Here is a 12,152-nt window from a genome sequence, read left to right on the forward strand (position 1 = left end):
GGAGAGTTTTTATCTAGAAGCGTTTTGGTGCCCATTCTGGTCACAAAAACGCTTCCTTTATCGTGCTCGGGCGATTTGTCGCGTCAAGTCCAGATTTCCTTCGGAAATCTGCCGCGAAGCGGCGCAAAGCGGACTTGACTCGTCAAATCGCCCACGAACAATAACGTATGGCCTTTGGTGTAGGCAGGGCCTGCACCAAAGCCTTCCAGAGGAAAGAAACCAAAAGCGATGTTATCCCGGACGGCGCAGCCGAGTCCCAGACCTCCTGCCGCAAAATCCCACGAGGTCCCCGCTCTCCGCTCACGCTTCGGCGGGGATGACATCGTGGGGGTGTGAGGCCCCTAAAGCTTCAGCATCGCAAAGCGTTTGGCGATTTGGCGGTCCAGCGTATCGCGGACGTCGCGATAGGTATCCATGCGGCTGTCGCGGCTGCCCTCAACCGCGGAAGGGTCCAGCGTGGGCCAATATTCGACTTCAACGGCCAAATGGCGGGTATATTCCAATGCGCGATGGTGGGCTTGTGGGGCGAGTGAAATGATGAGGTCGAAACTATCATCCTCAAGATCGGCAAAAGTCTTGGGCCGATGCTTGATGATATCAACGCCCAATTCATCCATGACCATTACCGCCATGGGGTCCACTTGATCGGCTTTACGCAGCCCACAGGAATCGACAAACACGCGCGTGCCAAATCTGCGCTTCATCAAGCCTTCCGCCATGGGGGAGCGAATGGCATTCATGGTGCAGCAGAACAAAACAGATTGAGGCGGGCGCACCAGATCCAACGGTGTCAGAGCCTAACATGCAGGGCACAAATCAGCGTGAACAGCCGCCGTGCCGTATCAAAATCAAGCGCGACCTTGCCTTCAAGGCGCGTTTCAAGCAGGCGAGAGCCTTCATTGTGCAAGCCGCGCCGACCCATATCAATGGCTTCAATCTGGGTGGGAGTCGCCTGACGTATGGCCTGATGATAGCTCTCGCAAATCATAAAATAATCGCGCACCACCCGCTTAAAGGGCGATAGCGACAAGACGAAAATCCGCACATCGCTGCCATCGAGCAATTTGACGTCAAAAACCAGCTTTTGGTCGACCACCGATAAGGTCAGCGCATAGGGCCCATCCGGCCCATCAATCACATCGAAGTAATTGGCTTCTAAAAGGTCAAAAATGGCGACGCGGCGCTCATGCTCCCCATCGGCGGTTTGGGCAGCCAGCGATTCCTCATCAAGGCGGACATCGGCGATACGGCGGTTGTTAGACATGGCCTATCCTTGCAAGAGGCCGCACCTTGGTTCAAGCCCTCAAGCCGGATTTGCTGCCTTAAGTCGAAGGGCAATGCTGGCCGCATGGGCGGGCAAGCCTTCAGCTGTCGCAAGGCGCACGCCGGCTGGACCAATGGCGGCAAGGCCTTCAAGACCTGTGCCCATCAAGGTGGTGCGCTTCATAAACATATGGGTTGAAAGGCCAGACGCCCACCGGGCACGTCCGCCGGTAGGCAGCACATGGTTTGGCCCCGCCAAATAATCACCCAAAGCCTCTGGCGCATGACGGCCTAAGAAGATGGCCCCTGCGTGGCGTATTTGGCTTGCAAGTGCATCGGGGTCTTCGGTGGCAATTTGCAAATGCTCTGGCGCGCCTTGATCGCTTAAAGCCACCGCATCTTCTAGCCGATCGACAATAATTACCGCGCCATAGGCGGGCCAAGAGATAGCCGCTTCTGGCCCAGCTTCACCGCGCGCAATCATCGCAGCCACAGCATCCAAGACACGCTGGCCAAAATCGGCATCATCGGTAAACAGGATCGACTGGGCCACGGCATCATGCTCTGCCTGGGCCAAAAGGTCAGCGGCAATAATGTCTGGATCATTGGCCCCATCGGCAATGATGAAAACTTCAGAGGGCCCCGCCACAGAATCTATCCCCACTGTGCCGAATACAAGCTTTTTGGCGGTCGATACCCACGCATTGCCCGGCCCTGCAATCACATCAACCTTGGCAATGGGGTCTGCGCCATAGGCCATAGCAGCAACCGCCTGTGCGCCACCTATGCCATAAATCTCATCTATCCCCGCTATTTTGGCGGCTGCTAGAATGGCTGGGTTCTCGGCCAAGCGGGTTGGCGGCGTCATCATGACAAGGCGGGGAACCCCTGCTGCTTTGGCAGGTAAGGCATTCATCAGAACGGAGGAGGGATAGGCGGCAAGACCACCGGGTGCATAAAGGCCTGCTGCATCTACCGGCGTCCAACGCCAGCCAAGGGTGACGCCTTGGGGATCAATCCAGCGCGCATCTTCAGGCTTAGAGCGCACATGGTAATCGGTGACGCGCTCAGCGGCCAGCTCCAGCGCTTTCACCACCGCCGGATCGCAGGCTTTGATGGCAGCTTCAACTTGCGCCGTGGTCACGCGGACGGTTTCGGGCGAGAGCGCAAAGGCATCAAATTTCTGGCTAAGCTCAGCCAAAGCGGTAAAGCCACGCGCCTTCACATCGGCCAGAATGGCAGCGACGCGGGTTTCCACGCCATCAACAGCCTCCCCACGGGTTTGCAGGAGGGCGTGGTACTGGGCTTGGAAGTCAGGTGAACGGGCTGATAGGAGACGGGTCATGGCCTCTATCTAGCGCGGGCGTGGGTCTTTGGGGAGGGCAAGGGTGCAGGCCCCGGCCATTTGCCTCAGTTCAGATGTCGTGCTTGGGCCGCGCTACTGCTTCGCGAGGCGCGCTTAAATCCGCCAAAGTCACGTCGATACATTCCGCGTGCAACAGGATTTCGCCACCGTCAGCAAGGCTTAATCGCAATTTGCCCCCCGGGGCTTCTTCGGGATCAAAGGTGATGGCCAACAGGCTGGCAAAGGCATCCCGGCGCGATTGGGCGATCTTTTTGGACTGGACGCTCAAGATGCTGTCAAAGGCGACGGCCGCCCAAACGCGCTGTCCTTTGCCCTTTTCGGCACCTGCCTCCCAGACAAAGCGCTGCAGCCGCAAGGTAAAGCGGCGCTTGGCGGGCGACCAAACCGCGTCAGAGACCTTGAAGATGGCATCTTGGACGGCGGCTGAAATGATCGACAGATCAGCCTCGTCTTCAGCCAATAAGCGCAGCGACGAATGGGCCACTTATTCCTCCGAACTGGACAAGCGGCGGATCTGCGCACCGCAGCCCGATAATTTCGCTTCCAAGCGCTCAAAGCCACGGTCTAGATGATAAACGCGCGAAATGACGGTTTCACCTTCGGCCATCAAGCCCGCAATGATCAGCGAGACCGAGGCGCGCAAATCGGTCGCCATGACGGGCGCACCGCGCAAGGTCTCTACTCCGCGCACCACCGCTTCAGAGCCGCGTACCGAGATATCTGCCCCCAAGCGACGCAGTTCTGGCGCATGCATATAGCGGTTCTCAAAGATATTCTCGCGGAAGATCGAAGCGCCATTCGCCCGCGTCATCAAAGCCATGACTTGGGCTTGGGTGTCGGTCGGGAAGCCCGGATAGGGTTGGGTATCAATATCAACGGGCTTGATTGGGGTGGCGGGATCGCGGGTGATCTTGACCCAATCTGGGCCGACCTCAACCTCAACTCCGGCGCGTTGCAAGACGTCGATCAAGGAGGAAATCGTCTCGGGCACGACATGGGTCAAAGTCACTTCGCCGCCGGCGGCTGCGATACAACAGGCATAAGAGCCTGCCTCAATCCGGTCGGGAATGACGCTCCATGTTGTCCCCTTGAGCTCATCAACCCCTTGGATGCGCAAGGTGGAGGTGCCGATCCCTTCGATTTTGGCCCCCATAGCCACCAAGCAATGGGCGATATCGCCGATTTCAGGTTCGCGCGCGGCATTCTCCAACACCGTCTCGCCCTTGGCCAAAGTGGCGGCCAGCATGGCATGCTCTGTGGCACCGACCGAGACGAAGGGGAACACAATTTTCGCGCCTTTAAGGCCGCGAAGCGCTGCTGCCTTCACATAGCCGCCTTCAATGACGATATCGGCCCCCATTGCCTCAAAGGCTTTCAAGTGCAGGTCAACGGGGCGCGCGCCAATGGCACAGCCGCCGGGCAAAGATACGGTGGCATGACCCACCCGGGCCAACAAAGGACCCAGCACATTAAAGGTCGCCCGCATTTTACGCACCAGATCATAAGGCGCGATCGTGCTGGTCAGGTCTTCGGCATGCATGGACAAGCGCCCACTGCCCTTGGGCCAAAAACACGTGACACCCAATTGCTCCAACAGCTCGATCATAAACCGCGTATCGGCCAGCTCTGGCATATTGGTCAGAACCAAAGGCTCCCGCGTTAAAAGGCTGGCGGCCTGCAATTTGAGGGCAGAGTTTTTAGCGCCGGAGATGGGGATAGAGCCTTTCAGCTGTGTCCCGCCGACAAGGGCAATACGGTCCATAATGCTTCTTTTCTGGCACGTGAAAGTGTGACATCCGCTTATGACAAGGTATGGGCTTTTTTCAAGGCAATGGGGTGTATCCAGCGCCATGAGGCTGGGCAAAAGCGCGGTGCGGATCCATCAAGCCTGCGGCCCCCTGATGTGACAAGGCTGTTACCGAAGATTTTTGAAACTGTAACCAAGGCGTTGCGTGTTCGTCACCTTGGCGACCTAAGCCCAGCCCCAATGTCCGACTGGTCGGTACAAAGGGGAAAAACATGAGTCTCAAATATCTAATGTTCGCTTCAGTCAGCTTCGCGAGCCTTTTGGCCGCGCCGCAGGCGATCGCACAAACCACGCCTGCAACCAGCGAACCTTCCGCCGAGCAAGACGTTGAAACCATCGTCGTCTATGGTTCGGCTAGCTCACGCCAGACCCAATCGGTGACAGCTGCGGCCATTGCGCTGGCCGCCCCCGGCATCAGCCCCTTAAAAGCAATCGAGCGCTTGCCCGGCGTGAACTTTCAATCCGCCGACGCCTTAGGCAATTATGAGTGGTCGACCCGCATTTCCGTCCGCGGTTTCAACCAAAACCAAATGGGCTTTACGCTCGACGGCGTCCCCTTGGGCGACATGAGCTATGGCAACCATAATGGCTTACACATTTCGCGTGCTACCATCTCGGAAAACATTGGTCGGGTAGAATTGAGCCAAGGTGCAGGCGCGCTCGGCACCGCCTCCTCCTCCAATTTGGGCGGCACTTTGCAATTCATCTCGCGCAAGCCCAGCGATACGTTCGGCGGGCAACTCAACCTGTCCGGGGGGAGCGACTCTCTACAGCGCATCTTCGCCCGCATAGAGACCGGCACGCTTGACGCATTGGGCGGCGGCAAAGGCTATGTGTCTGTCGCCAGCACCCAGCAAGACAAATGGAAAGGCGTGGGCGAGCAGAACCATGACCAAGTCAATGTGAAATATGTCCAACCCGTCGGTGCTGCGACGGTGACAGCCGTCTATAATTGGTCTGACCGGGCGGAGAATGACTATCAAGATTTGAGCCTCGAGATGATCCGCCGTTTGGGCTATAAATGGGACAATATCTCCGGCAATTATGCGCTGGCCAATTTGCTGGCCGACATTGCCAACAATCGGGGCGACACCGGGGCTGCAATTTCTAACGCTGCAGCGGGTCGAAACTATCCAACCCCGATCACATCGGTGGATGATGCCTACTTTGACGCTTCGGGCCTGCGCAAAGACAATCTGGCCTATGTGACCTTGGATACGCCTGTGACCAGCAAAGTTAGCCTGACGGCTACCCTCTATAACCACACCAATGAGGGCCAAGGTATCTGGTTTACGCCCTATGTGGCCACCCCTGTGGGCGCACCCGACCAAAATGGCAGCCCAATCACGGCCCCCTCGCCGACTTCTGTTCGCACCACGGAATATGATATTGAGCGCACCGGTGCCTTTGGCGCTTTGACCATTGATGCCGGGGCCCACCAAGTTTCAACCGGTCTTTGGGTTGAAACCAACCAGTTTGACCAAGCCCGCCGGTTCTACGGGCTGGCCCGCGCGGCCAATATCCGGCCATCTTTGGACTTCATGGCCAACCCCTTCTTCACGCAATGGGCCTATCGGTTTGACACCTCGACCCTACAATTCTGGGTACAGGATAATTGGAGCGTTACAGAAGATCTCACGGTCAATCTGGGCTTTAAATCGGTCCGTGTGACCAATGAGGTGACGACCACCACGATCAACAATGCCGCCCCGACCGCCACCAATGGCATCAGCGGCAAATTGCGCACCAGCGAAGCTTTCTTGCCGCAAGTGGGTTTCAAATATGAGTTGAGCCCAACCAGCAATATCTTCGGGACCTTTTCGCGCAATGTAGCGGCCTATGTATCAGCCGCAACCGCTGGCCCATTTGCTTCGCGCAACCAAGCCAATGTGGACGAGGTAGCCCGCACGCTAGACCCTGAAGAATCGACGACTGGCGAATTGGGCTACCGGGTACGCGGGGATCGATTTGAAGCCAGTGTTGCTGGCTATGTCGTGCGCTTTGAGAACCGCCTCTTGGGCGTTTCGCAAGGGGCTGGCATTGTAGGTAACGCGCCAGTCCTTTCCAATGTTGGCGCGGTCAATTCTTATGGGGCAGAGCTTGTGGGCCTCTATCGGCTAACCGACGAATTCAATGTGTTCGGCTCTTTGACCTATAATAATTCCGAATATGCCGACAATGTTGTCAATCGCTCAGGCGTGATCGTGACGGCCACCAAGGGCAAGAAGGTCGTCAATACGCCGGAAATCTTGTTCAAGGGCGAGCTTTCCTATGACAATGGCAGCCTATTTGCCAAATTGGGCGCGTCCTACACGGGTGAGCGTTACTTCACCTATTTGAATGACGATGTGAATGGCAAAGTCGACGCCTATACTTTGGCCGAACTAACGCTGGGCTATCGCTTTAGCGGCAATGACTTGCTCGAAGGCCTCGAAGCCCAGCTAAACGTCACCAATGCAACCGACGAGCGCTATGTCTCGACCATTGGCTCTAACGGCTTTGGCAATAGCGGCGATAATCAGACCTTGCTGGCCGGTGCGCCCCAGCAAGTAGTCTTCACCCTAAAGAAGGCCTTCTAACCCAAGTCCCCCCCGGGCACCTGAGGGGCTCAAGGCACTGGCTTTGGGCCCCCTTTTTTTGAGGAGCTTTGCCATGACCGCCAGTCGACGTGATGCCTTAAGTCTTGCAGCAGGCCTTGTGGCTGCCCCCAGTCTTGCCTCTGCCGGGCCTGATGTGCTGCCAAGTGGGGCGCAGGCCTTATCGAGTAAGGCCCTAAACCGGATTGCCTTTGGTTCTTGTGCCAAACAATCCAAGGACCAACCCATTTGGGACGCGATCTTGGCCGCCAAACCCGACCTGTTCATTTTCCTGGGCGACAATGTCTATCTCGACACGCGCGATCCAGAGGAGATGCGCGCGAAATATGCCCAATTGGCCCAAAAGCCCGGCTTCCAAAAATTGCGCGAAACCACGCCTATCCTCGCCGTCTGGGACGATCATGACTTTGGCGAGAATGATGCGGGTGGCGAGTATCCGATGAAGGAAGAGGCGCGGAAGATTTTTTGCGACTTCTGGGGTGAGGCTGCCACCAGCCCACGGCGCAGCCGCGATGGCATTTATAGCGCCTATATGTTTGGCCCTGCAGGCAAACGTATCCAGATCATTCTGCCAGACTTGCGCTTTAATCGCTCAGAAATCCTGCGCCTTGATTTGGGCGGCAAGAGCTATGGGCAATGGGAGAAAGAGCTCGCCGCGGCAGGCAAGCCCGTGCCTGGCCCCTATGCGCGCAATCCAGAGCTTAAGGCCTCGATGTTGGGTGAGGATCAATGGCGCTGGCTAGAGGCCCAATTGCGTCTGCCGGCCGACATCCGCATTCTGGCAAGCTCCCTCCAAGTCATTGCGGATTTTCCGGGCTGGGAGGCTTGGATCAATTATGCGCAAGACCATCAGCGCTTGATCGAAACGATCCGCAAGACCAAAGCAGGTGGCCTGATCTGCTTATCGGGTGATACACATTATGGCGAGGTTTCGCGCCTTGATGCCAATGTGCCTTACCCCTTGTGGGACTTTACCTCTTCGGGCCTGACCGAGGTGTGGCATGTGCTGCCACCCAATGCGCTTCGGGTTGGGGAAGCCTATCGCGCCCGCAATTTTGGCCTGATCGACATTGTCTGGAACAAAATGGGCGGGCCAAAGCTGAAGGTCGATATATGCGGCGAACAAGGCCAAGTGGCGCTGAGCCAAAGCATTGATGTTGCCGACTTGCGCGTTGGCTCAACGTGAGCCTCAGGCTGGATCGGCCTTACGGGCGGCTGCTTTGCGCCGCTTGAGATTATCACGCAGAGCGGCCTTCAACCGCTCTTCTTTGGAGGGTTTCTTAGCCCCTTGTGATTTAGCCGGTGCATTAACTGCGATTTTTGGGGGTAGCGATTCGTTCATGTGAAGATGATATGCGTCAGACCCCTTTTCAGAAAGGGGTAAGCGGGGTATCAGCGCGCCTTCAAACGCAGACGCAGGGTTTTCCGCGTCCGATGCCGCAGTAGCTCAGTGGTAGAGCGCATCATTGGTAATGATGAGGTCGCGAGTTCAATCCTCGCCTGTGGCACCAGTTTCTTCTCACACCCTCTGAAGAACTCGACCCGAAAAGCTTCCCCAGAAACACTTGCGCCTTTATGGCCAATTTAGCCCATAAACTTCCAAGCCAAGGTTTGCCCCGCGTGGAAGGGAACAACTTGGGTGCCAGCTGCGGCGAGGCTAGCGGGCACCGCAACCGGAACCTTCTCTAGCGCCACCGTTTCTTCGTTTACGGGCAGGCCATAAAAGCGGGGACCAAAGAGGCTGGCAAAACCTTCGAGCTTGTCGAGCGCGCCTTCTTCCTCAAAGGTCTTGGCATAGCTTTCAATCGCATAAGGCGCGTTGAAAATGCCGGCGCAGCCACAGGCCGATTCCTTGTCGCCAATCGCGTGCGGGGCAGAATCGGTGCCTAAGAAAAACTTGGGCGAACCTGAGACAGCCGCCTTACGCAAGGCCAGACGATGGGTCTCGCGCTTAGCCACGGGCAAGCAATAAAAGTGCGGGCGAATGCCGCCTTCGAACATAGCATTGCGATTAAAATCAAGGTGATGGGGCGTGATGGTCGCCGCAATTGGGTGGCTGGACCCTTCCACAAAAGCCACGGCATCGGCGGTCGTAATATGTTCAAACACAATCTTCAGGCCCGGAAAATCGCGGACGATTTGGCTCAAGATGCGATCAATGAAAACGGCTTCCCGGTCGAAAATATCGATGTGGGATTCGGTAACTTCGCCATGCAAGAGAAGCGGCATGCCGATCTTTTCCATGGCTGCAAACACGGAATAAAGCTTCTTAAAGTCGGTGACGCCATGGCTGGAATTGGTGGTGGCATGGGCGGGATAGAGCTTGCAGGCCGTGAAGACGCCGGTCAGAAAGCCGTTTGAAATATCCTCCGGATCGCTGTGATCGGTCAGATAGCACGTCATCAAAGGGGTGAATGTGAGGGCGGGATCTGTCGCCGCTACAATGCGGTCTCGATAGGCCGCACCCAGCGCCGTCGTCGTCACAGGCGGGGCGAGGTTTGGCATAACAATGGCGCGGGCAAACTGGCGCGCCGTGTAATTGACGACAGCGGCTAACATGGCACCATCCCGCAGATGCACGTGCCAGTCATCAGGCCGACGAATGGTGAGGCGGGTCACACCTGATTGCACATCTTCGCCCTGCGTCGCCATATCCAACATGTTATGCCTCTTTCTATCCGACCCCGGTGCGGCTTGGATTAAAGAGGCAGGTGTCCAAGGTCAAATCACCTTTGTTGCACGCTGGTCCGTCGACTTGCATCTGCCCAGTTGACCCACAAAAGGTTATCTCTACTAGTCTGGCCGGAAAGAGAGCAGAAACAAACAGGGAGCCGTGACATGAGTGCGAGCGTGGAATTCATGGGCGATGTGGCTGTGATCCGGATGGATGATGGCAAGGCCAATGTGATCAATCAGGCCATGGTGGCTTCCCTCCATGCTGCTTTGGATGAAGCCGAAGCGAAAGCCAAAGCCATTGTGTTGGCAGGCCGTGAAGGCCGCTTCTCGGGTGGCTTTGATCTGCAAGCCTTGACGGCTTCTGGCCCTGAGGCTGCCCTTGCGCTTCTCGATGCCGGGGCTGGTCTTCTGGTACGCCTATATGGCAACCCCCTGCCCGTGGTGGCGGCTTGTACGGGCCATGCGATTGCGATGGGCGTATTTATCTTACACGCCTGCGATACGCGCATTGGCGCGGCAGGCCCTTATAAGATTGGGGCGAATGAAACAATCAATGGCATGGTCTTGCCGATCTTTGCGCTGGAACTTTCCAAAGACCGCTTAAACCCGCTGCATATGACCAAAGCCGTGGTGCAAGCCCATATTTATGATTCTGAAGGTGCTGTAGAGGCGGGCTACCTTGATCATTTAACCAGCTTAGACAAAGTCGAAGCCGAAGCCATTGCCGTGGCAGCCCAGCTTGCCCAATTGCCGGGCCATGCTTATCACGGCAATAAGATGGCTATTCGTGGCGCAACACTAGAGCGCATCAAGGCCAGTATTGGTCGCCACCACGGCAAATAGATTTTTTCCATGACGGTCACTAAACGCCTTGTTCTCACCAGCGATCACGCCGCGATTGAGTTGCGGCGCGCCATTTTCGACCACGTGACCGCTCTGGGGTGGGAGGTCGATGATCTGGGCCCCATGACAACCGAAAGCACGCCCTATCCCGAACGCGGCGCCGAGGCTGCACGTCTGGTGGCTTCTGGGCAGTATCCATTCGGTATTTTGCTATGTGGCACGGGCCAGGGCATTATGATGGCCGCCAATAAGGTAAAAGGCGTACGCTGTGGCGTCTGTATGGACACCTTCTCCGCCCGGATGATCCGCCAGCACAATGACGCCAATATGCTGTCTATCGGTGCGCGCGTCGTGGGCCTTGGCCTCGCGCTCGATATTGTCGACGCGTTCCTGACCGCCGACTTTGAAGGCGGCCGACATGCGACTCGGGTGGAAATGATTAAGGCGTTGGAGGGATGAGTTGGGGGGCTCGGCCGACCTGTCACCAATGGACAAAGTGATTCTGCTGCACTGTGCTGGTGAAATGTCGCGAAATATGCCAAGTGGCAAGCCCTGAGATTAGGACTTAACATTTTGAAAATAAAAGATTAACTTCCAAATTCCTTGCAGCTCGATAGTGGAGTTAAACGTGATTCAGTACAAGATTAACCCACCTATCCCCATAGAAGAGATCATACGAGTTTACGACAGTTCAGGTCTTAAAAGACCGACGAATGACTTCGATCGAATTTCCCAAATGTACAGGAATTCAAACCTAGTCATTGCCGCCTATAACGAAGATCACTTGATTGGTGTCGCGCGATCGCTAACCGACTTTTGTTATTGTTGCTATCTTTCCGATCTAGCTGTTCAAAAAGAATTTCAAAATATGGGAATTGGGAAAGTACTCATTGAGAAAACTCAAGAAGCGATTGGCCCCCAAACCGCTCTTATTTTGCTCTCTGCGCCGGATGCGATGAGCTACTACCCAAAGATCGGCTTCTCAACAATCGAAAACGGCTTCATCATCAAGAGATCTCGATAGAAATCGTGCGCATTTCAATGCTCCATTTGCTGGGCTTGTACGAACGTGCGGACAGCTAAGCTGTGGGAACAGCGCGAAAATGTATCAGTCCACCCCAGTCTTCCTGTATTTTGTCCTAAGTGCGGCTGAGAGCGTGCGGCCCACCATATACGGATAATGCGATTTCTTGGCGGCCGCGAACCATGAATTTAAGAACTGTTACCATAAATGATCTCGACCTAATTTGTTCACATCGAGAGTTGATGTTTCAAGAGGCCGGTCGTGCGCAGGCCGATCTCGATCTCATGAGGGCCTCATTCTGCACGTGGCTAAAGCCGCGGTTAGCCGATGGTCGGTATTTTGGCATTATCGCGGAAGACAATGGGCTGCCGATTGCGGGCATTGGGCTGATGGTGATTGACTGGCCACCCCACCCGAGCCACCCGATGGATGATCGACGCGGCTATGTGCTCAATCTCTTTGTCATGCCGGATCGGCGTGGTGAAGGCATTGCAAAGCGCTTGATGGTAGCGGCCGAAGAGGCTTTCACCCAGCGCGGCATTGGCTATGCCATCCTCCACGCCACCGAAGCCGGCC

Annotated in this window: 13 protein-coding genes and 1 tRNA gene; 7 read left to right on the top strand and 7 right to left on the bottom strand. The window is 56.1% G+C overall.

Annotated features, from left to right (window positions below; all coding sequences use genetic code 11):
• Positions 1 to 341 precede the first annotated feature (341 nt).
• From IOB61_RS04525 to murA, 5 genes are all read right to left on the bottom strand, one after another.
• Positions 342 to 776: an arsenate reductase ArsC gene (locus IOB61_RS04525; protein WP_332835084.1), complete on the bottom strand. Its 435-nt coding sequence runs from the start codon at positions 774 to 776 to the stop codon at positions 342 to 344.
• A gap of 14 nt (positions 777 to 790) precedes the next feature.
• The gene (locus IOB61_RS04530; RefSeq protein WP_085339906.1) at positions 791 to 1,264 is read right to left on the bottom strand and encodes a UPF0262 family protein; all 474 of its coding nucleotides are present in this window, start codon (positions 1,262 to 1,264) and stop codon (positions 791 to 793) included.
• Positions 1,265 to 1,303: 39 nt separating this feature from the next.
• Complete coding sequence (hisD, locus tag IOB61_RS04535; protein ID WP_290812832.1) at positions 1,304 to 2,608, bottom strand: histidinol dehydrogenase; 1,305 nt, start codon at positions 2,606 to 2,608, stop codon at positions 1,304 to 1,306.
• Between the two features lie 70 nt (positions 2,609 to 2,678).
• Complete coding sequence (locus IOB61_RS04540) at positions 2,679 to 3,113, bottom strand: DUF2948 family protein (RefSeq protein ID WP_290812835.1); 435 nt, start codon at positions 3,111 to 3,113, stop codon at positions 2,679 to 2,681.
• Positions 3,114 to 4,391, bottom strand: a complete 1,278-nt coding sequence (murA, locus tag IOB61_RS04545) for a UDP-N-acetylglucosamine 1-carboxyvinyltransferase (protein WP_290812838.1) — start codon at positions 4,389 to 4,391, stop codon at positions 3,114 to 3,116.
• A 257-nt stretch (positions 4,392 to 4,648) separates the two neighbouring features.
• On the opposite strand from murA, the gene IOB61_RS04550 reads away from it, so the two are divergent.
• Positions 4,649 to 7,015, top strand: a complete 2,367-nt coding sequence (locus IOB61_RS04550; protein WP_290812841.1) for a TonB-dependent receptor — start codon at positions 4,649 to 4,651, stop codon at positions 7,013 to 7,015.
• Positions 7,016 to 7,088: 73 nt separating this feature from the next.
• Positions 7,089 to 8,219, top strand: a complete 1,131-nt coding sequence (locus IOB61_RS04555; RefSeq protein ID WP_290812844.1) for an alkaline phosphatase D family protein — start codon at positions 7,089 to 7,091, stop codon at positions 8,217 to 8,219.
• Between the two features lie 3 nt (positions 8,220 to 8,222).
• On the opposite strand, the gene IOB61_RS04560 is transcribed toward IOB61_RS04555, so the two are convergent.
• Positions 8,223 to 8,375, bottom strand: a complete 153-nt coding sequence (locus tag IOB61_RS04560; RefSeq protein ID WP_290812847.1) for a hypothetical protein — start codon at positions 8,373 to 8,375, stop codon at positions 8,223 to 8,225.
• Between the two features lie 94 nt (positions 8,376 to 8,469).
• Here IOB61_RS04560 and IOB61_RS04565 point away from each other — a divergent pair.
• Positions 8,470 to 8,544 (top strand) — tRNA-Thr (locus IOB61_RS04565).
• Positions 8,545 to 8,617: 73 nt separating this feature from the next.
• Here IOB61_RS04565 and pyrC read toward each other — a convergent pair.
• Positions 8,618 to 9,694, bottom strand: coding sequence for a dihydroorotase (gene pyrC, locus IOB61_RS04570; RefSeq protein WP_290812849.1), 1,077 nt, complete (start codon positions 9,692 to 9,694; stop codon positions 8,618 to 8,620).
• Positions 9,695 to 9,871: 177 nt separating this feature from the next.
• Between pyrC and IOB61_RS04575 the strand changes: the two genes are divergently transcribed.
• The 4 genes from IOB61_RS04575 to IOB61_RS04590 form a co-directional block, all read left to right on the top strand.
• Positions 9,872 to 10,552: a crotonase/enoyl-CoA hydratase family protein gene (locus IOB61_RS04575; RefSeq protein ID WP_290812852.1), complete on the top strand. Its 681-nt coding sequence runs from the start codon at positions 9,872 to 9,874 to the stop codon at positions 10,550 to 10,552.
• Positions 10,553 to 10,561: 9 nt separating this feature from the next.
• Positions 10,562 to 11,011: a ribose 5-phosphate isomerase B gene (rpiB, locus tag IOB61_RS04580; RefSeq protein ID WP_290812855.1), complete on the top strand. Its 450-nt coding sequence runs from the start codon at positions 10,562 to 10,564 to the stop codon at positions 11,009 to 11,011.
• Positions 11,012 to 11,180: 169 nt separating this feature from the next.
• Positions 11,181 to 11,576: a GNAT family N-acetyltransferase gene (locus IOB61_RS04585; protein WP_290812858.1), complete on the top strand. Its 396-nt coding sequence runs from the start codon at positions 11,181 to 11,183 to the stop codon at positions 11,574 to 11,576.
• Positions 11,577 to 11,818: 242 nt separating this feature from the next.
• A partial coding sequence (locus tag IOB61_RS04590; protein ID WP_290812861.1) for a GNAT family N-acetyltransferase occupies positions 11,819 to 12,152 on the top strand: 334 nt, incomplete at its 3' end.

The sequence above is a fragment of the Aquidulcibacter sp. genome (genome assembly GCF_020253525.1).
Taxonomy (GTDB): Bacteria; Pseudomonadota; Alphaproteobacteria; order Caulobacterales; family Aquidulcibacteraceae; genus Aquidulcibacter.

Excerpts from the sequence above, each read along its gene's own strand:
- IOB61_RS04530 (WP_085339906.1), bottom strand. The coding sequence starts at position 1,264 with ATGTCTAACAACCGCCGTATCGCCGATGTCCGCCTTGATGAGGAATCG.
- hisD (WP_290812832.1), bottom strand. The coding sequence starts at position 2,608 with ATGACCCGTCTCCTATCAGCCCGTTCACCTGACTTCCAAGCCCAGTAC.
- murA (WP_290812838.1), bottom strand. The coding sequence starts at position 4,391 with ATGGACCGTATTGCCCTTGTCGGCGGGACACAGCTGAAAGGCTCTATC.
- IOB61_RS04550 (WP_290812841.1), top strand. The coding sequence starts at position 4,649 with ATGAGTCTCAAATATCTAATGTTCGCTTCAGTCAGCTTCGCGAGCCTT.
- IOB61_RS04555 (WP_290812844.1), top strand. The coding sequence starts at position 7,089 with ATGACCGCCAGTCGACGTGATGCCTTAAGTCTTGCAGCAGGCCTTGTG.
- IOB61_RS04560 (WP_290812847.1), bottom strand. The coding sequence starts at position 8,375 with ATGAACGAATCGCTACCCCCAAAAATCGCAGTTAATGCACCGGCTAAA.
- pyrC (WP_290812849.1), bottom strand. The coding sequence starts at position 9,694 with ATGTTGGATATGGCGACGCAGGGCGAAGATGTGCAATCAGGTGTGACC.
- IOB61_RS04575 (WP_290812852.1), top strand. The coding sequence starts at position 9,872 with ATGAGTGCGAGCGTGGAATTCATGGGCGATGTGGCTGTGATCCGGATG.
- rpiB (WP_290812855.1), top strand. The coding sequence starts at position 10,562 with ATGACGGTCACTAAACGCCTTGTTCTCACCAGCGATCACGCCGCGATT.